Genomic DNA, 19,784 nt, shown 5'->3' on the forward strand with positions numbered 1-19,784 from the left:
GCCCTTCACTTTATTATTGAACTGCCTCTACAGCCAACATGCGCTCAAGGGAAGCGCGGGCTTTATCCGCGATGTCTTCCGGCACATAGATTTGCGGCTGCATCGTTTCCAGACAATCAGCGATTTTCTTCAGGTTATTGACCTTCATATTCGGACAAACCAGGTATTTTGAAGCAAAGATAAACTCTTTATCCGGGCTGTCTAAACGCAGTTTATACCCTACTCCGTCCTCTGTTCCAACGATAAACTTCTTGTGATTTGATTCACGACAATACTTAAGAATACCGGTTGTACTGCCGACGAAGTCCCCCATGGCTACAACTTCCGGACGACATTCCGGATGGACAACGAACTGGGCGTCCGGATGCTCTTCCTTCAGTTTCATTACATCTTCCACGGTTAACTGGTCATGCGTATTGCAATAACCTTCCCAGATAATCATGTTTTTGTCGGTGAATTGGGAAACCCAGTGTCCCAGATTTTTGTCCGGCACCCAAATGATTTCTTCCGCTTCAATGGATTCAATCACGTTTTTGGCGTTTGACGATGTACAGCAAATGTCTGTTTCCGCTTTCACATCGGCAGACGTATTGATATACGCAACCACCTTTGCGTTTGGATGCTGGGCTTTCAGTTTCTTCAGCCCGCTTACATTTACCATGTCTGCCATCGGACAACCGGCGCGCTCATCCGGAATAAGGACCGTTTTATTCATATTCAGGATTTTAGCGCTTTCACCCATGAAGTGAACTCCGCAAAATACGATGACATCAGCATCCGTAGTCGCCGCTTTCTGTGCAAGTCCAAAAGAGTCTCCGAGAAAATCCGCGATTTCCTGGATTTCCGGGCGCTGATAGTAGTGGGCCAGGATAATGGCGTTTCTCTCTTTTTTCAGACGCATAATCTTCTCCCGCAATTCCTGGTTCCGCTGTTCCTTCTTCGCTAAAGCTAACGCTTCCATATAAGCAACCTCCATTGTAAATCCTAAAAAATTGCAGTGCCTCCCCGGCAACTAACAGAATACCTGTATCATACCGTTAATCCGCAGAATTGTACACACCCAAAAGAAAGGGAAATGCAGGCTATCATACAGATATGGGCAATAGGTTTCTTGTTTTTTCACTCCGTTGAATTTCAGCAAAACAGAGCCGGAAGGAATGGGGTATGGTCCATATTTACAACTTCATCTGTAAACGCAAAAAAGCCCCCCTTTTTTAAGGGAGGCTGTGCTTGCTTTCTTACGCATCGCTTTTGCCGCGCTCTTCGCTGTCGATGCCCGGATTCGGTGCGGAATCTTCCGATTTGCCGGTGATTTGCACTTTCACATCGCCGGTAGTAACTTCTTTAACATCGTCAGCGTTGCCTTTGAGCGAACCAGTCTCGATGATGCTCTTGATCTGTTCGGCATCAAGCGTTTCGACTTCAAGAAGCGCTTGAGCGATCGCTTCCAGTTTATCCATATGCTCGGTGAGCAGGTCGGTACAACGTTGATGACAATCGCGAATGATTGTCTGGATTTCCTGGTCGATTTGACGAGCAGTCTCATCACTGTAGTTCTGCTCATGGCCAAAATCACGCCCCAGGAACACCTGGCCCTGGCTCTGGCCGAACTGCATCGGCCCAAGGTTCGTACTCATACCAAACTCCATAACCATGCGGCGGGCGATGCCCGTAGCACGTTCAAAGTCATTGTGTGCGCCCGTACTTATTTCTTTCAGCACAAGCTCTTCCGCTACCCGTCCGCCTAAGAGACCTACAATTTTATCCAACAGATCCGACTTCGTAGCGAAGAACTTGTCTTCCTTCGGCAGCATGACAGTATATCCGCCTGCGCTGCCGCGCGGAATGATGGTTACCTTGTGAACCATATCAGCATTCTTTAAGAAATAACCACAAATCGTATGCCCCGCTTCATGATATGCCACCAGCTTCTTCTCATCGTCACTAATGACACGGGACTTCTTGGCCGGACCGGCGATAACACGGTCAATAGCTTCATCCACTTCATTCATCTCAATCTTGCGCTTGTTGCGTCGTGCTGCAAGCAGCGCCGCTTCATTCAACAAGTTCTCAAGATCCGCACCCGTAAAGCCCGGTGTACGGCGAGCAATAATATCAAGGTCGACCTCTTCTGCGAGCGGTTTGTTGCGTGCATGCACTTTCAGCACTGCTTCGCGTCCCTTCACATCAGGTCGATCTACTGTAATCTGACGGTCAAAACGTCCCGGACGCAGCAGAGCAGGGTCCAGAATGTCCGGACGGTTGGTTGCCGCGATAATGATAATCCCTTCATTCGCGCCGAAACCGTCCATCTCAACAAGCAACTGGTTGAGCGTTTGTTCGCGCTCGTCATGCCCGCCGCCGAGTCCTGCACCACGTTGACGGCCAACCGCATCAATCTCATCAATAAAAATAATACATGGAGCGTTCTTCTTCGCATTTTCGAACAGATCGCGAACACGGGAGGCACCGACACCCACAAACATCTCAACGAAATCGGAACCGCTGATGCTGAAGAACGGCACGCCTGCTTCCCCTGCAACCGCACGGGCTAGAAGCGTCTTACCGGTACCCGGAGGGCCGACAAGCAATACCCCTTTCGGAATGCGTGCACCCAATGCCGCGAATTTGCGCGGGTCTTTCAAAAATTCCACGACTTCGACCAGTTCGGCTTTCTCTTCGTCCGCCCCGGCTACGTCATTAAAGGTAACCTTCTTCTTCTCATCGTTATATAACTTCGCTTTGCTTTTACCGAAGTTCATAACTCTGCTGCCGCCACCCTGGGCCTGGTTCAGCAGAAAGAAGAATAAGATAAAGATAATAACAAAAGGAATAATCGAGGTAAGAAAAGTAAGCCAGACAGAATCACCTTTCTGTTCCTGGTACTCTTCTTTCGCCAGATTCGCTTCTTCTATCTGCTGCAGCAGCTTCTCGTTGTCATAAAGCGGCCCATTCGTATAGAAGATGGTCTGGTCCTTCAACTTACCCTGGATATAATATGTACCTCGGTCAGGACGAATCTGCAGTTCGGCAACTTTGCCCTGGTTAAGGTACTGACGGAACTCGTTGTAAGGGATTTTCGATGTGTCCGTACCCTGGTTGGTAATGAAGTTCACAATCCCAACCGTTACTAAAATGATTAGCAGATAAAATCCTGTATTGCGGAAGAACCGATTCATTCCTTACCTCCTCTCGCGCTCAAAAACACCTACATTATTTTACCACATGAAACCCGGCGTTCACAACTTAAAGGCTTAGCTGTATACTTCAGGTTTCAATATGCCAATGTAAGGTAAATTCCGGTATTTCTCCGCGTAGTCCAGTCCGTATCCAACGACGAAAGCGTCCGGGATCTGGAATCCGCAATAATCAGGTTTAAAGTCGACGGTGCGGCGCGCCGGCTTGTCAAGCAATGTTACCACTTTAACGGAAGCGGCATTGCGGCGCTCAATAATATCAATCAAATAGCTGAGTGTAAGCCCGCTGTCGATAATATCTTCCACGATGATGACATGACGGTCTTCCACAGAAGTATCCAGGTCTTTCACAATCCGCACAACTCCGGAAGATTGCGTGGAAGCGCCATAACTGGATACGGCCATGAAATCCATCTCAAGCGGGATATCCATGCGACGCACCAAATCTGTCATGAAAGGGGCACCTCCCCGTAAAACACAAATAACGAGCGGGTTTTTTCCTTCATATTCTTTAGAGAGAATACGTCCCAACTCGCGAACTTTTTCTTCAATTTCTTTTTCTGTAATCAGTACTTTCTCAATGTCTTTTTCCATGATGAGCCTCCTGGTATTAACACGGTCACAAATTGATATTCCGCTGTCAATCATACCCTTTCCGCCGCACTGTATATAGATGTACCCGGAAAAGAAAATGAAATTGTCAAAAAAGCGACGGTTGAAGCACTACATACAATACGGTATCCGCTTCCGCAAGCGGCATATACCAACTCGAACGCTTCACGCCGGGAATCCAGAGAATATGTTCATCGTCTGTCAGAATAGGAATTTGGTCACGCTTGTGCCGGGGAATCTTCATATCAATTAAGATATCCTTCACTTTCTTGCTTCCACTCATGCCAAGAGGTACCATGCGGTCTCCGGCATGCCGTTGCCTTACGTATAGTTTACCCTTAACGATCGCCGGATCAAACATGGCAAATGTGCCGTCCTCAAGCTGTTTCCCTTCGTCTTTGCTCCCGTAATAACAGTAAATCGTTCGATCTATTTCCGGAATATACGTCTGTCCGGGAATGTTCAAAGAATATATGTAGGGGGGTATCAGGATCGTGTCTGAAATAGATGAAAAAATCACCCGCTCATACTCCCTGCGTACCTGCAAATTTCCAGGTAAATGAGTGCAGGCTGCCGGGTGGGCACTTTCGATGATTTGCCGTATATTTTCAATATGCGTATACCCTGTTTCTTTTATGTCGCTTTTCAGCAGATAACTTAATATTAGTTTAATCATCCTCCTTTGTAAAGCAAGGTGATGCGCCAGAAAATCATTTTGTCTTACGACTATTGTATTCGCATTCCGCCTTTCTATGATGGCTGTAAGACTCTCCTCCGCCTCCTGCCGTAAATAGTCGTTTTCTTCCCGTAGCACCTCCGCAAGATGCGCAGCCGCTCCCGCAAGATGTGGATTTTCTTCTCGCATAAGCGGAATCCAATGATGGCGAATTCGGTTACGTAAATACGTATCACTGAAATTGCTCTGATCATGGCGAGGCTCAAGCTTATGCTTTTCACAATAACGCTCCACTTGCTCTCTGGTGACATCAAGCATCGGACGGATGATATCGATACCTTCTTCTCTGCGGCATACCGGAATGCCGGCCAGGCCTTCCACCCCGGTTCCCCGGACCAAACGCATCAATATTGTTTCCAATTGATCGTCCGCATGATGGGCCGTCGCCACCTTCGTCCCTCCCATTCTCTCTGCCACCTGCCGGAAAAAACGGTAGCGAACCTGTCTGGCCGCGTCCTGGGGATTCAATCCCGTCTCTCTGATAAGACGGGGAACATCGATCGACTCGACGAAACAGGGGACTTCAAGTTTATCACACAGACGCTCTACATACCTGCTATCCTCTTCTGACTCCCTGCCGCGGAACTGGTGATTGACATGCGCGGCCACCAGCGTAAGCTCATACTCTCTACGCATTTCGGTAAGAGCATGCAACAACGCCGCCGAATCTGGTCCGCCCGAAACGGCCACAATAATGGTCTCACCCATCCCGAACAGACGATGCGCCTGTATCGTTTTCTTCATTTGTCCAAGCAATCGTTCCACCTTCAATTCATTTGGTCAACGCTTGACCTACTTACTATACGCATCATGCCTAGCGTTGGTTTCAAAAAATTTTGTTTGTCCTTAACTATAACAAAAAAATAGCCTCGTCCCAACCATTCCTTATAGTTGGACGAGGCGAAATCATTTATATACTAGCTGACGTACCGAGGTCGATCGATTTTCGGAGCGTTCGGCACCGGGATCGTCGCCCACGGAAGCATATAATGCTCGATACGGGCGACCATTACCGTCATATCGTCATGGATTTCGCCGTAATGCTGGCGAATCACAAGTTCAAGCAGGCAATCCGCCACCTCCTGCGGATCGTTCGTTTTCAATTCGGAAATTTTCCGTTTCATCCAGAGATTTTTATTCTCTACGCGCGGCGCTTCGTAGATACCGTCCGTCACCATAATTAACAAATCGCCCGGCTTGAGTTGATAGCTCACCACATCAACCTCAATATCATCGATAATGCCGATCGGCAGATTATTTGCCGAAATCGGGATAACCTCCTTTCCTCGCTTAATAAAACTTGGTGTCGATCCCGTCTTGATAAATTTCGCCTGCCCTGTATGCTGATCAATTAGCGCCAGATCTACTGTTGCAAACACTTCATCCGGTGAACGGAGAGAAAGCACCGTATTCACCGATTTAATACTCAACGTCTCTTCCATACCCGATTCGAGAAGTTGCTGCAGCAACTCCAACGTCGAAGAACTCTCCAGGTATGCCCTCTCTCCGTTGCCCATTCCGTCACTCATCGCGAGCGCCATTTTTCCGCTGCCGAATTCCATAATTTTAAAACAATCGCCCGATAATAATTGCCCCCCTTTGGCGGCTCCGGCTACTCCCGTTTCAATTTCAAACGCCTGTGCGGAACCCAGGCACATGCGGCATGTACCTTCTTCAAGCGCCTGGCAATTTTTATTCTTCACCATAATCTTCTCGCCTAGAATGTCTGTCAGCAGCGGAGCAATAATCTTTGAACACTCATCCCGTCCCTGGCAAGATAGCTGCGTAATCTCAATATCCACCTTCCCTTCTTCCAAATTCAAAATATCTACATTTTGCACAGATAATCCCACACCTTCTAAAGCCCCGAGAATCTGCTCTTCCTGCACATGGAGATGAATACCCTCTTTTTGTATTTCACTGGCAAAGTTTTTCATCACGCGCGAGACACCCGCTAACTGATCGGCCACAAGCCGTCGGCTTTCAGCAATCTGCTGCTTTAGATTCAGTTGGGTCTGCCAGCGCACATACTCCTGTTCCATGTATGCCAGCATGCGATCTTGCTTGACGCATTTACGAACCCAGTCTTTCGGCATTTCGTTTACATTGATGTCTCCGTCCCTCTGCATAATGTGCATCATGTCAGTGAGCGCTTCATAGGTATTATCAAAGTCACGGTTCCAGCACTGATCTTTCTTCCAGCAGCGCTGACACGTGTTTTTCGTCACCTCGCTCAAAAAATAATCTTTCTGCCGCTCTTCATCCGGCGCTTCCGTTAAATGTTGATAGGCGAATGTCTCAGATAACTTTGTGAAAAGCTGGGCGAATTGATTCATCTTTCCTGCCGTTATATCACGCACCTTTCGCAAATACTGCTGCTGAGAAGAAGCATTCTCTTCCGTGCCCGGAATGAACTTTGCAATTTCCTCCTGTACGAATTTCGGAGTCAACAAGAAGAGCAGAACAGCTGCGAACGTTTCCAGCGAAGATTGCAGAATCTCCCGCTGCTCGCCCACATAGATGGTCAGAATGGATGAACCGATGAGAAGCCCAAGAGCGACTGTCCATTTCTTCCCTTCACGCAGCAGCCCGGCCAGTAAACCGGAAAACGCCAGCAAACTAATCTGATGAATTGCATCTATGTTAGCCAGACTCAGTACAAGTCCGGTTACAACGCCCACTGCAGCCCCAACCGTCCCTCCGCCCACGGCGGCAAATAACAGGACCAGATAACGCGAAAGGACATTATCCACCGATATATCCTGCATAATCCAGCCAACCGTTCCCGTCATAATCGACGCCAGAAGAATAATTAAGCAAATGATTTCTTCCGTCCTCAAATGTTGGTGGCTTCGCTTCGAAGTCAAGATCGGAACCGCCTGCACGAAAATCAACGTAAGAATTAGGCTAAGCAGCGCCGCTACGCCGTTCATGAATACAGCATGCCAGCTCAGCTTGTTCATAATATAATCGACCGCCGTGCTGCTGAGGAGGACCGCGAGAGAAGAGAGCAGCGGGGTATAATTCAACTCTATCCTCCTGCGCTTCTCCATCCCGCTTAGCAAGACCAGCACGATCGCCATCCCGATAAAATTTGCAGAAGCGATCTCTATCGACTGCATCGCGCTTCCGGCCATAATTGAGAACATGATAAGAAGCAGCCGATTTCTCTTTAGAAAGTACATCACCGCGAAAAAAGGGATGGCAAACGGGGAGAGCTCCTGAAGAATAATCGCCCGGCCCAACAAGAACCCCATGACTAGATGCAATACACTCCATTGATGCGAGACTGCGTATAACCAATTCCTTCCTTTTTTGTTGGCTCCTTCAAGTGTGACTCCCATTCTACCCGTCATCTTTGCTGTTGCTGACATGGACTGATTACGAATCATGCCTTAACACCACCTCATCTGAATTTTGTGATTCCCATTATAAGCACACAGCAAAAACAAATTTTGTCAAAACAAGAAGGGTATCATTAAAAATTTTCCGACAATTACTTCTTTATTTTTTCACGGGATGTCGATATTTTTTATAAGTATCTCTAACGGAAAAAAGCAAACAAAAAAAGGAGCTACCGCTCCCTATCCTGCGTCCTTACTGGTTTTTCTTTTCTTCATCCGGAGTCAAAAAGATGATTTCCCCTTCTTTTGAGAGGAAGAAATTCTTTCGTGCCAGCTCCCCGATATACTCTTTGTCATTCATCCGTTTCACCTGTAATTCGAGTTGTTTCTGTTCTTCTTGTACCTTGGTTACCTGACGCTGCAAATCCGTAAGCTCACGCTGTTTATCGGCCAATTGCTGGCTCTGCGAGTAGTACGTGTAGCCCGCCCACGACAAAAACAAAACGACAATAATCTGCAAAAGACGCATCCGGCGCTTTCGACCGTAATTTTGTGGCTTAGATTGCGATTGCTGCATATCGTTCACCTTTCCTGATTGGTTATTTTACATTTTCTTACCTTTTATCCAGCCCGTCAAGGTTTGCCACTTTTTTCTGAACATCCTTTTTATTTTTTGCGTCGGTTTCTGCAGATATCTCGTCCATATCCAATTCCCCGTCTTGCTTCCGAGAAGAAGAAAAGGGCGGAATAGCCATTTTCCTATGGTTAGCAGGACGGAAAACAGAAAGAGCACAACCGTGATCAATGCCCGGTACAGCCAAAGAAGCGGGACGACCAGCAGATAATACGCCGTTTTTATGGTGACCCGGTACAACCACAAAGAAAACGTGATAAGCTTGTTCAAAATTCGGAGATACATACGCTGAAACAAAAGAAAATACAGAATTATGCCCATGCCAAGCCCCAGAAAGATGTAAATCCGCACTACACCTTCATTTACCCGGAGAAGCGTACCAAATACAAGAAAGGTACAGCTTATCCAGAAAAGAAAATCAGATATCCATACAAGCCAGACGGGAAGGCGGCACCTACGCTCCATCGTCCTGTATGTGTCGTACAGCATGCCCATAGTCCATCCGCACAGCAACATCGACAGCATGGTGGCTGCTTGCCCGGTAAGCGTCACTTAAAGATCCGGCCAAAGATTCCCCTGGCTTTTTCTCCCTGGTAGGATTCGTCAATATACTCCATTGCAAAGACCAAGCCCTCGATTGATACCTGTCCCGTCTCAAGGCTTAAGTTTTTCATGTGCAGGTTTTTTCCCTTTATCGTAAGAAAACCCGCCTCCGTTTGAAGCAGGAACTCCTCATGATCGAAACTTTCCACCTTGAGCACACCCGTTATGTCGAGCTTTTTCCGGTTTATCATCATCACATCATGGCGAATGGTCTTCTTCGGATTCGTTTCCATCATCGCGGCCCACCCTCCTTTTTATACCATCCTATTGAAGGGAGGCGCAGAATAGAACAAAAGAAGTTGGGAAGAAGAACAGGATATCACCTATGGATAACCTGGAAGGTAAAAGAAAATAGGAGGGTAAGGCGCCGGGTTTCCCTTTTTTTGCTCAGCGGGATTAAGGGACGGGCTGAAGGAAACCCTATAAAGGAATCGAGTGCGCCGTACCTCCTATTTTCTTTTCTCCTTCTATTTGTTACCAGATAGATGCATCAGGTTCTTCCGGATTATCGCGGGGAATGTATTCCTCCTTGAGCATAGTATAGAGAGTAGCCGCTTCGTCTTTTTTGGTCGTGTCGAGCAATTTCTCAACCTTAACTGTGACGAGCTTATTGCCGTAGCGGACGGTGAGCTCGTCACCTACTTTTACATTCGAGCTGGACTTTGCGGTTTGACCGTTAATGGTAACGCGCCCTTGGTCGCATACCTCTTTCGCCAGCGTACGCCGCTTCACCAACCGGGAAACTTTCAAAAATTTATCGAGTCGCATCGCTATATCCCTTCTTCCTCTTTCTTTTTCTGTTTGGCTTCCTGCCACCAGTTCTCCATCTCGTCAAGCGTGGTATCTTCAAACGTCTTGCCCGCTTCCCGCAACTTTTTCTCAATGTAGGAGAAACGGTAATAGAATTTTTTATTGGTCAAAGCCAGTGCCTCTTCCGGGTCAATCTTCATAAAGCGGGCCACATTTACGATTACGAACAGTAAATCACCAAGCTCTTCCCGGCGGTGCTCCAGCGTCTGTGCTTCCTTCAACTCTTCCCACTCTTCTTTTACTTTATCGAGTACATCGGACAGCTTGTCCCAATCGAAACCGACATCCGCTGCCTTTTTCTGATACTTGTACGCGGTAAGAATAGCGGGCAAATCACGCGGCACCCCGTCAAGCCGGGAAACCGTCTCTTTTCCTTTACCCTCTTTTTCCTTCTTTTTAATAGCTTCCCAGTTCTCCAACGCTTTGTCTGCGTCTTCTGCTTCTGACGTACCGAACACATGCGGATGACGGCGGATAAGCTTCTCGTTTAACCCGGCAATAACATCCTGAACGGTAAAAAAGCCGTCTTCTTCCGCCATCTGGGAATGAAGCATAATCTGTAGCAGCAAATCCCCCATTTCTTCGCACATCGCATCCGGATCGTCATCATCGATCGTTTCGAGCACTTCATACGTTTCTTCAATTAAATTCTTTCGGATGGACTGGTGGGTCTGCTCCCGGTCCCACGGACAACCATTCGGACTCCGCAGAATCGCAACAATCTCCCGCAAACGCCAGAATTGACGGTTCAACACCCGAGCTTCTTCCGTCGGGGAAACATACACCGTAGTCAGGTTGCTATAGCTGGTAAGGCGATCCAGTTCATAGAGGGGTACCGTTTCAATCTGTTCCTCTCCCGCTATACCCGCTGCCGTTACGACCGTGACCGGGTATTCATCCGGATATACTTCCATCAGCGTAAGCTTTACATCCGACGCAACGAATGCGTCATATACCTGACAGATTACGTTGTGCAGGCCCGGCTGAATCTGGTGCCCGCGCAAATCAGTTCCATCCAGCAAGGCAAACCCTTCTACCGGATCGATTTTCAACGAGGCAAATACCGGGTCAAGAAAACTCTGTCCGCCTTTAATCTCAACATCCACACCGCGTTGTCCGGCTTTATCCAACAGCAACTGCACCGTGCGCTCTGCCACCAGCGGATGACCGGGCACGGCATAGATAATTGCTCCTTTTTCCTCCGCCAGGTGAAGCAGGCACTCACTGATTTCCTCGTATACTTCCGGGAATTGGTCATGTGCTTCGTATATAGCATCGAAGCTTTCGTAGGTTACCCCCTCCGCCGCAAGTTCCGCGACCACCGGGTGCTTCTCCGTCCGTAAATAGAGATGATTCGCCTGTTTTACCATGCGATAAATGCCTAGGGGAAGGCCGTCCAGGCTTCCAGCCCCAAGTCCGATAACCGTAATTTTCTTCAATAGTCGCATCCCCTCTCAATAGTTATTCATGCAGAAGCCGGAGCTTCAGAAGCAGAGGAACGAGCTTCCGTCCCGCTTTCGTGCTTTCCAAATCGGTGCGCCCCACTGTTCCGGATAGGAAAAGGGCAACCGTATACATAACGACACCGGCTCCAACCGCTATTAAGCTTACACCGGTGTAATACAGACGGGGCGAAGAGAACCATTCCAAAAGTCCACGCTCGGCGACCTGCCGGGCTACGTACGCGGCCAGTCCCATCATCGTCACCGCTACAAATGGCTTTATGAAGAAAGACCGCAATCCGAACCGTGCCCTGGTCAAATGGACTACCGCATACAAATTAAGCAAAGTAGAAACCATATAAGCACAGACCGTAGACAGGGCCGCACCGTTAATGCCAAGGACCGGAATAAGCAGTATATTTAATAGAAGCTTTACAACGACACCAACCAATAAATTACGCACCGGAAGGTTAACTTCCCCCATACCTTGCAGAATGCCTGCCGACGTAATGCCAAGCGTAGAAAAAATGGTCGTAAATGCAAGCACAGTCAGAGCAGTCGTTCCATTTCCGTTTTCATACAACATGACATTTACCGGACCGGCAACGATCGAAAGACCGATAGAAGCGGGCAAACCGAACAAAAATGTAAGGCGCAGAGCTAATTCCGTCCGTGCGGCAATCAAACGATGTTGATTAAGCGCTCTTGCCTCGGCAATGGCCGGGACAAGCGACAAAGAAAGCGCCGTCGCAAAAAACGCCGCAAACTGCACCAGCGGTTGCCCCCGATCAAAAATCCCCTTTAACTGATATGCGGCTTCGGCCGTGCTTCCTCCTCGAATCAGCATGCTGACAACAGTAAAAGAATCGGATATTTGCATCAGCGGAAGCACCAGCGAACCCAAACAAATCGGGATAGCGTAATAAAACAGTTTCCGAGCGATTTCCCCGACAGTCTCCTGCTTGTATGTACGTTCCACTGCTGTACTATCCCATAACTGCTGCTGCACTTTTTGGTTACGCCGCCAGAAGAACAGCATGACGATAAAGGCAAAGGAAGCTCCGGTCACTGCGCCAAATACGGCCCCTGACCCGGCAAGGTATACGTCTCCTGTCGTTTTCATAAACCAGTACGAGAGGACGATAATGGTCGCTACCCGAACAAACTGTTCGCCAATCTGAGATACAGCGGTCGGCACCATATCATGATGTCCCTGGAAGTAGCCGCGCATAGCTGCCATTATTGGCACCACCAGCAGAGCAAACGATACGCTGCGAATCGGCATAACCAACCTTTCATCTTTCATAAATCCGGCAAGGGCGGGCGCACTAAACCAGAGCAAAATAAAGAAGAAGAAGCCGGTGAGCGCCAGCACGCCCGCGGATACACGGAAAATTTTACGTGCACCGTATACGTCGCCAATCGCCAGCTTCTCTGCCACGAATTTTGAAATCGCAATCGGGAATCCGGCTGTTGCCAGAATGAGGAGGGCACTGTACAGCGGATACACCTGGGTGTAGACATAATACCCGAGATCGCCCGTAATATTTTGATACGGGATACGGTATACAACTCCCAGCATTTTGGACAGCAGTGCGCCCGCTCCCAGTATGGCGGCCCCTTTCAGGAAAGAAGCTCCCTGATTCTTAGACATAGATTCCCCTCTCTTTTCCCGGTAAATTCCTGCCTCATTATATCACAAAACGAGCGCAGGGCGGAAAGCCAAAAGGCTTGCCCCTTGAACTAGCTTATGCCAAGAAAAGAGTGAATTTGACTATAATAAAAAAGCTTCCTGGCAAGCATTCTTACCGGAAGCTTCTTCATTCCTTTCTATTGCTCCATTTGCTTCGCCAGAAAACCGGCGGCGGTTTCGACAAGCTTGACTTCGAGCTCGCCCATCTTAGCCTGGTCGCTCTTCGTCAGAAGAATGACAGATCCGATCGGATCTCCTCCTGCGATAATCGGAGCAATTACATAAGAGGAATAATCGTCTTCGTTATCGCGGATGATTTCATACTGTCCAGCATTCGTCTGAAGCGATGTCCGGCGCTCTTCCATCGTGTTTTCTACAATTTCACCAATGGCCTTATCCATAAACTCTTTTTTAGAAGCTCCAGATACGGCAATAATGGTGTCGCGGTCGCTAATCAACGTAATGTGGTTGGTGCTTTCGTACAGCGAATCAGCGTATTCTTTAGCGAAGTCGCCCAGCTCGCCAATCGGGGAGTACTTCTTCAGAATAACCTCCCCGTCACGGTCCACAAAAATCTCCAGCGGGTCACCTTCGCGAATGCGGAGCGTACGGCGAATTTCCTTCGGAATCACCACACGCCCTAAGTCGTCAATCCGGCGCACAATTCCAGTTGCTTTCATAATCTTGATGCCTCACTTTCCTGAAGTAATGAAATGACTGCAACTTATCATTAGCTTGTTTGTAGTATTTATCTCCTGCATGGAGAATATTCACCATCCCTCTTTCCACCAATGCAAACTTTTTGACGGGTAAAAATTCTTGTGTGTATAATCTTTGCATGTTTTATATGGCTATTCACAAATCAAATAAGAAAAACTCGCGGGCGTTGCTGCTCGTCCTTTTTCCACACAGAAGACAAGCGGCCGCTTTGTGGCCCTTCGGTCGGACCGGCAAAACATCCGGGTACCTCGAAGAGGGAGACAATTGCCGGTCTTTCCCTCCCTTCAGGCCACACGCTCCACACGGAAAAAGCAACGGTCGGCACACGCCTCGCGAGTTTTTCCTCGATTACAATGGAGGGAAAGTATATGTCGCTTTAGCACTGTAAAGCGACATATACTTTCCTATACCATAAAAAAGAGTCCCACACTTTGAAAGCGGGGAACTCCTTTTTATTGTTATTGGCCGCTTGGCTGCTGTCCGCCGCCAGAATGACCAGGTGCAGGATTTGTCGGAGCCTGAGTACCCGGTGCAGGTTGCTGCGGCTGCTCTTTAATCATGTCGGCCGGAATCTTTTCTTCCTTAATAATGCCTTTTACTTTGCTTGTGAAAAACTCTTGTTCCTTCTGCTGTGCCAGCATATTCGTGATGTCTTTTTTTACTTCATCATACGATTGTTCTTTACGCTTCTCGACACGCATAATGTGGTAGCCAAACTCGGTTTCAACCGGGTCGCTGATTTTGTTTAGAGGAAGCGTCAACGCCGCCTTCTTAAACGGCTCTACCATCCCTCCGATAGTCAGGCCATCCGAAGAAGGAAGCTGATACAATCCGCCTGTTTCTTTGGTGCCTGGATCGTCCGTATTTTCTTTTGCCAGCTTAGCGAAATCCGCACCGTTCCGCAGTTGTTTTACCAACTCGTCGGCTTTCTTTTTCGCTTCCTGTTTCGAACGCTTCTCTGTGCCAATCAGGATATGGCGCACATCGATCTGTGTCAGATAACCTTCCTTCTTGGCCTGTTCATATTCTTTCTTCTTGTCTTCTTCCTTAACATCTTTGGAGAAATACGAAATCATTTTCACTTGATCAAGGAAGAAATCCTTCATCTCGCCTTCCGTTACTTTACGATCCGCATAAAACTGGGTGAGCTTCTCGTCCTGACCCAGCTGCTGCTTGGTAAAATCCTCAAATTGCTTGAAGTTTTTCTCCGCTTCTTTCTTCATCTCATCTGTTTCTTCTACCTGCGCGGTCACATGCTTGGTCATCACCATGTAATGAAGCACCGATGTCAATGCTTCCTTGTCTCCCGAGTCAACCGCCTGGGCCATGCTCGGCTCGATCGCTTTTATAACTTCCGTATAATTCTTGAATTCCGGCTCCGTAATTTCCTTGCCGTCGTCATATTTAGCTACTATCGGCTCGTTCTTTCCGCATCCCGCAAGCAGGACGACAAAGATAAGAACACAGAGCAGCGCAAACCGCCCGTATTTCTTAATTTGCCACATCAGTTGCTTCCTCGCCTTCTTTGTTCTTTTTCAGTTCATCGAATTGAGTGAGGAAACTCTCGACAAGCTCAATGCTCTCCTCAGGTTTCAATCCTTTTATCTTAATCCCGACAACTACCTGCTGCCCCTGCCGTGAAGGTGTAATGCGCCGCAGAAGAGGCCCTTTGATTTCATACAAATCGCCCCAATCGACTTTAGCGCTCTGGTCTTCGTGGAAGACCAACTGAATCATATCCGGTTTCTGCACAATTTCTACGATCCTGTGTTTACTTGCATACACACGCAGACGGGAAACAAGCAACAAGTTGCTTACGCTCTGCGGAATCTCACCGAAGCGGTCTAACAACTCTTCCGTTAAATCTTCAATCTCTTCAAAAGAGGACACAGCAGCAAACTTCTTGTACATCTCAATCTTTTGTTTTCCATCCTGAATATAATCAGATGGAATAAACGCATCGATAGTCAAATTGATTTCCGGATGCACTTCTTCTTCCTTCTGCGGCTCGCCCTTCAGCTCTTCGATCGCATCTTTCAGCATCTGGCTGTAGAGGTCAAAGCCGACCGATGCAATAAAACCGTGCTGCTCTGCACCAAGCAGGTTTCCTGCGCCGCGGATCGATAGATCGCGCATTGCAATTTTGAATCCAGAGCCGAGTTCGGTGAACTCTTTAATCGCCTGCAGGCGCTTCTCTGCGACTTCAGTCAGCACTTTATCCCGCTGATACGTAAAGTAAGCATACGCAATCCGATTCGACCTTCCGACCCGACCGCGCAGCTGATACAACTGGGATAGACCCATCCGATCGGCATTCGTAACAATTAAAGTATTCACGTTCGGAATGTCTACACCTGTCTCGATAATCGTCGTGCTGACCAGCACATCCGCTTCTCCTTCCAGGAAGCTGAGCATGACGGATTCAAGCTCGGTTTCATTCATCTGACCATGCGCCACCACCACGCGGGCATCCGGTACAAGCATACGGATCTGATCAGCCATCTGATCAATTCCCTGTACCTGATTGTACAGAAAGTATACCTGACCTTCTCTCGCTAATTCGCGCTCGATCGCTTCCCGCACCAGTCCGGCACTGTACTCCATAACATAGGTCTGGACAGGGAAACGGTTCTCCGGCGGTGTCTCGATAACGGAAAGATCGCGCACGCCAAGCATCGACATGTGCAGTGTACGCGGAATCGGCGTCGCTGTCAATGTTAGAACGTCCACGTTTGTCTTCAATCGCTTTAGCTTTTCTTTATGCGTTACACCGAAACGCTGCTCTTCATCGACAATAAGCAACCCCAAATCTTTAAAAACAACATCTTTAGAAAGCAAGCGATGCGTTCCAATGATAATATCGATTGTACCGTCTTTAATTCCTTTGATCGTCTGGGTTTGCTCTTTTCGACTCCGGAATCGGCTGATGACCGAGATATTGACCGGGTAATCCGCAAACCGTTCACGGAATGTCTCGTAGTGCTGCTGCGCCAGAATCGTCGTCGGCACAAGAACCGCTACCTGTTTGCTATCCATTACCGCCTTGAATGCGGCTCGAATGGCCACTTCGGTTTTCCCGTAACCAACATCGCCGCATAATAGGCGATCCATCGGTCGGGATTTCTCCATGTCTTCCTTGATTTCTCTGATAGCTCGCAGTTGATCGTCTGTCTCTTCGTACGGGAACATCGCCTCGAACTCCCGCATTTCTTCACTGTCTTTGCTGAACGCATACCCTCTGGTCTGCTGGCGTTCCGCATACAGGCGAATCAAATCCTGTGCAATATCCTGGACGGAAGCCCGTACCTTATTCTTGACCTTCTTCCAGTCCGTTCCACCCAGCTTATATACTTTCGGCTCTTTCTCCTCGCTTCCAACGTATTTCTGTACCTGATCGATCTGCTCGATCGGCACATATAATTTGTCATTTCCCGCGTATTTGACATGCAAATAATCTTTATGGATACCGTTAATCTCGAGCGTTTCTATACCCAGATATTTACCGATACCATGGTTTACGTGCACGACATAATCGCCCACTTGCAAATCGGTGTAGCTCTTAATGCGCTCTGCGTTGCTGAGGTTTTTCCTTGTCTTGGTCGCTTTCCGCTGTTTCTGTGTAAATACTTCGCTTTCAGTTATAACGACAAGATGCTGCAGCGGCATCTCGAAGCCGCTTTGCAGATTGCCAATCGTAATAACCGGACGCTTGCTCCCCAGCGCCTTATCAGGCGAGAGAATGATATCGGCTTCGATATTGTAATCATGGAAAACCCGTTCCAGACGCCGCGCCCGCTCTTCGTCCGCCGCACAGAACACCACCGTTGCGTTCGATTTTCTCCAACGCTCCATCTCTGTTTTAAGCACGTTCATCTGTCCGTGAAAATTCTGCATCGTTTTACAGTTAAAGTTCACGATGTTCTGCGGATTGGTTTTCGGTACCTGGCGCAGGAATAAAGAACTGTGCAGCACCGGCCATTTTTTCGGTGCAATAATATCCTCCAATGGATGGGACAATGCGATATCCGGAAGAAACTCCCCTTCCTGCATCAATGCCGTTTGCCATTCTGCCTCATCTTTCTCCAACTGCGCCGCCGCTTCCACGATACGGGACGGTTCATCGATAACAACAAGCGGTGTTTGCCCCATATAATCTATTAACGTCTGCCGTGTATCATATAAGAAAGAAATATATTTATAGATTCCGGTAAACGAATGGCCCTGACGCAGCTGTTCAATCTCCCAACCGACTTTCTCAACAATCAATTCCTTGACCTGTGTCATTTTGACTTTCGGAAGGGTCGCGTTCATATGTTGTTCCAGCCTCTCCGCGGCCTGGACAAAGACTTCTTTGCTTCCGAATACTTCCCTTGTAGGACCAATTATAATCCCTTGCAAATTCTCGATAGACCGCTGATTGGAAATATCGAATGTCCGGATAGAATCAACCTCGGTGTCGAACAATTCAATCCGTACGGGATGCGTCATGTAAACAGGAAAAATATCAATGATACCACCGCGTACACTAATTTCACCGCGTGTTTCTACCATTTCAACACGCTCGTAGCCAAGGGCTATCATTTTTTCGAGGAAGTCTTCCAATTGAATTTCGCCGCCCACAGAAATCGGATATTGTACCCTCTTCCACTCTTCTACCGGCACGACAGAACGGCGGACACCGGCATAAGGCACAATAAGCACTCCTTTTTTACCTTCAGAAAGCGCGTTCAATACCTCGATGCGCTGACTAAGCGTCTCAGGGCTGGAAATGGATATTTCCGAAATGACCATCTCATTGGCGGGATACAGCCAAACTTCATCCGCCGGCAACAGTTGATTCATGTCGTCATATACCTTCTGGGCCTGGAACATGTTATGCGTCACAATAACAAGAGGACGCTCCATCGTCTGATACAACGCAGCATAGAATAGCTGCCGGGCGGAATTGCTTAATCCGGATGCCAGTTGCTCGCGCAGGCCCCGTCTATAACTGTCAACGATCGCTTCAAACTCGCCGTCGCGTTTAAACCTCTCTACCAAACCCTGCAATCACTCTTCCTCCTCTCTTGCGATTGCGTCCACAAATGCAAAAATAAGCCTTAGCAAAAAGCCAAGGCCTGTATGCTACCTTATTGTAAAGGATACGTAAGCTCAGGATAACGGTGAATGGCTTCACTACAATATTCACATGTTATGTTTGCCACCATGTCCCCGTTTGCTTCATAGCTAATTATATGTTTCCTCTCTTCCTGGGTCAAGAAATGAAACCCCAGCTTCTCTTCCGTCGCTTCGGGATGGTCAATCGCCGCATGCAGCGTTCCGCAATGCGGACAGATATATCGTATCGCCATATTTATGCCTCCCGGTAATATGTTATTCTCATACCTTATTCTTCCCAGAAGGCGGACGTGACATACGAAAGCTAGTTAAATTGATTCATAACACGCAAAAAAGAAATTTCCATCCACGCTTTGGCGGCTTCTACTGAACGCTTGACAGCTTCCTGTACATCGGCTAATTCCTCAGGCGGGAACGTCGAAAGCACATGATCGACTACTTTTCGACCCGGCGCAGGGCGCCCAATACCGACTTTAATCCGCTTGAATTCTTCCGTGCCCAGATGGGCAATTAAAGATTTCATGCCGTTATGACCGCCGGAACTTCCTTTCATCCGCAGACGAATTTTCCCGCACGGTAAATCAAGATCGTCATAGATTACCAACAAATCTTCTTCCGGATCTAGCTTATAGAAATGAAGCAAAGGCCCGACGCATTCACCGGACAGATTCATATACGTCATCGGCTTCACAAGCAGTACTTTCTCCGTGCCAGCCCTTCCTTCACCGATAAGCCCCTTAAATTTCCCCTGGGTCAACGCAATATTCCATTCATCCGCAAGGCGGTCGATGGCCCAAAATCCGACATTATGCCGTGTCATTTCATATTGCTTGCCCGGATTACCCAACCCCACAATTACTTTCATAGTTGTCTCT

16 protein-coding genes are annotated in these 19,784 nt (G+C 48.0%); all 16 read right to left on the bottom strand.

Annotation, left to right across the window (positions count from 1 at the left end; all coding sequences use genetic code 11):
• Nucleotides 1-13 precede the first annotated feature (13 nt).
• On the bottom strand, nucleotides 14-961 hold the full coding sequence (nadA, locus tag ADA01nite_RS10030; RefSeq protein ID WP_146809823.1) for a quinolinate synthase NadA: 948 nt from the start codon (nucleotides 959-961) through the stop codon (nucleotides 14-16).
• 277 nt (nucleotides 962-1,238) lie between these two features.
• Nucleotides 1,239-3,179, bottom strand: a complete 1,941-nt coding sequence (gene ftsH / locus ADA01nite_RS10035; protein WP_146809824.1) for an ATP-dependent zinc metalloprotease FtsH — start codon at nucleotides 3,177-3,179, stop codon at nucleotides 1,239-1,241.
• 75 nt (nucleotides 3,180-3,254) lie between these two features.
• On the bottom strand, nucleotides 3,255-3,791 hold the full coding sequence (gene hpt, locus ADA01nite_RS10040) for a hypoxanthine phosphoribosyltransferase (protein ID WP_146809825.1): 537 nt from the start codon (nucleotides 3,789-3,791) through the stop codon (nucleotides 3,255-3,257).
• Between the two features lie 106 nt (nucleotides 3,792-3,897).
• The gene (gene tilS, locus ADA01nite_RS10045; RefSeq protein WP_146809826.1) at nucleotides 3,898-5,301 is read right to left on the bottom strand and encodes a tRNA lysidine(34) synthetase TilS; all 1,404 of its coding nucleotides are present in this window, start codon (nucleotides 5,299-5,301) and stop codon (nucleotides 3,898-3,900) included.
• 161 nt (nucleotides 5,302-5,462) lie between these two features.
• Nucleotides 5,463-7,937: a stage II sporulation protein E gene (gene spoIIE / locus ADA01nite_RS10050; protein ID WP_146809827.1), complete on the bottom strand. Its 2,475-nt coding sequence runs from the start codon at nucleotides 7,935-7,937 to the stop codon at nucleotides 5,463-5,465.
• 205 nt (nucleotides 7,938-8,142) lie between these two features.
• Nucleotides 8,143-8,466, bottom strand: a complete 324-nt coding sequence (locus ADA01nite_RS10055; protein ID WP_146809828.1) for an FtsB family cell division protein — start codon at nucleotides 8,464-8,466, stop codon at nucleotides 8,143-8,145.
• A gap of 27 nt (nucleotides 8,467-8,493) precedes the next feature.
• A complete protein-coding gene (gene yabQ / locus ADA01nite_RS10060) occupies nucleotides 8,494-9,075 on the bottom strand; it encodes a spore cortex biosynthesis protein YabQ (RefSeq protein ID WP_146809829.1) in 582 nt (193 codons plus the stop codon).
• Nucleotides 9,072-9,362 carry a sporulation protein YabP gene (yabP, locus tag ADA01nite_RS10065; RefSeq protein WP_371863551.1) on the bottom strand — a complete coding sequence of 97 codons (291 nt, stop codon included), beginning with the start codon at nucleotides 9,360-9,362 and terminating at the stop codon, nucleotides 9,072-9,074. The genes yabQ and yabP overlap by 4 nt, the downstream gene beginning before the upstream one ends.
• A gap of 238 nt (nucleotides 9,363-9,600) precedes the next feature.
• The gene (locus ADA01nite_RS10070; RefSeq protein WP_146809830.1) at nucleotides 9,601-9,894 is read right to left on the bottom strand and encodes an RNA-binding S4 domain-containing protein; all 294 of its coding nucleotides are present in this window, start codon (nucleotides 9,892-9,894) and stop codon (nucleotides 9,601-9,603) included.
• Between the two features lie 2 nt (nucleotides 9,895-9,896).
• Nucleotides 9,897-11,384: a bifunctional methyltransferase/pyrophosphohydrolase YabN gene (gene yabN, locus ADA01nite_RS10075; RefSeq protein ID WP_146809831.1), complete on the bottom strand. Its 1,488-nt coding sequence runs from the start codon at nucleotides 11,382-11,384 to the stop codon at nucleotides 9,897-9,899.
• Between the two features lie 13 nt (nucleotides 11,385-11,397).
• The gene (locus tag ADA01nite_RS10080) at nucleotides 11,398-13,032 is read right to left on the bottom strand and encodes a putative polysaccharide biosynthesis protein (RefSeq protein WP_146809832.1); all 1,635 of its coding nucleotides are present in this window, start codon (nucleotides 13,030-13,032) and stop codon (nucleotides 11,398-11,400) included.
• Between the two features lie 176 nt (nucleotides 13,033-13,208).
• The gene (gene spoVT / locus ADA01nite_RS10085) at nucleotides 13,209-13,751 is read right to left on the bottom strand and encodes a stage V sporulation protein T (RefSeq protein ID WP_146809833.1); all 543 of its coding nucleotides are present in this window, start codon (nucleotides 13,749-13,751) and stop codon (nucleotides 13,209-13,211) included.
• A gap of 498 nt (nucleotides 13,752-14,249) precedes the next feature.
• Nucleotides 14,250-15,296 (bottom strand): peptidylprolyl isomerase, encoded by a 1,047-nt coding sequence (locus tag ADA01nite_RS10090; protein ID WP_146809834.1) that lies wholly within the window; start codon nucleotides 15,294-15,296, stop codon nucleotides 14,250-14,252.
• Nucleotides 15,283-18,840, bottom strand: a complete 3,558-nt coding sequence (gene mfd, locus ADA01nite_RS10095; RefSeq protein WP_146809835.1) for a transcription-repair coupling factor — start codon at nucleotides 18,838-18,840, stop codon at nucleotides 15,283-15,285. The genes ADA01nite_RS10090 and mfd overlap by 14 nt, the downstream gene beginning before the upstream one ends.
• Nucleotides 18,841-18,920: 80 nt before the next feature.
• Nucleotides 18,921-19,142 (bottom strand): anti-sigma-F factor Fin, encoded by a 222-nt coding sequence (locus tag ADA01nite_RS10100; protein WP_146809836.1) that lies wholly within the window; start codon nucleotides 19,140-19,142, stop codon nucleotides 18,921-18,923.
• Between the two features lie 71 nt (nucleotides 19,143-19,213).
• Complete coding sequence (gene pth / locus ADA01nite_RS10105) at nucleotides 19,214-19,774, bottom strand: aminoacyl-tRNA hydrolase (protein WP_146809837.1); 561 nt, start codon at nucleotides 19,772-19,774, stop codon at nucleotides 19,214-19,216.
• Nucleotides 19,775-19,784: the final 10 nt, after the last annotated feature.

The organism is Aneurinibacillus danicus, from assembly GCF_007991215.1.
GTDB classification, from domain to species: domain Bacteria; phylum Bacillota; class Bacilli; order Aneurinibacillales; family Aneurinibacillaceae; genus Aneurinibacillus; species Aneurinibacillus danicus.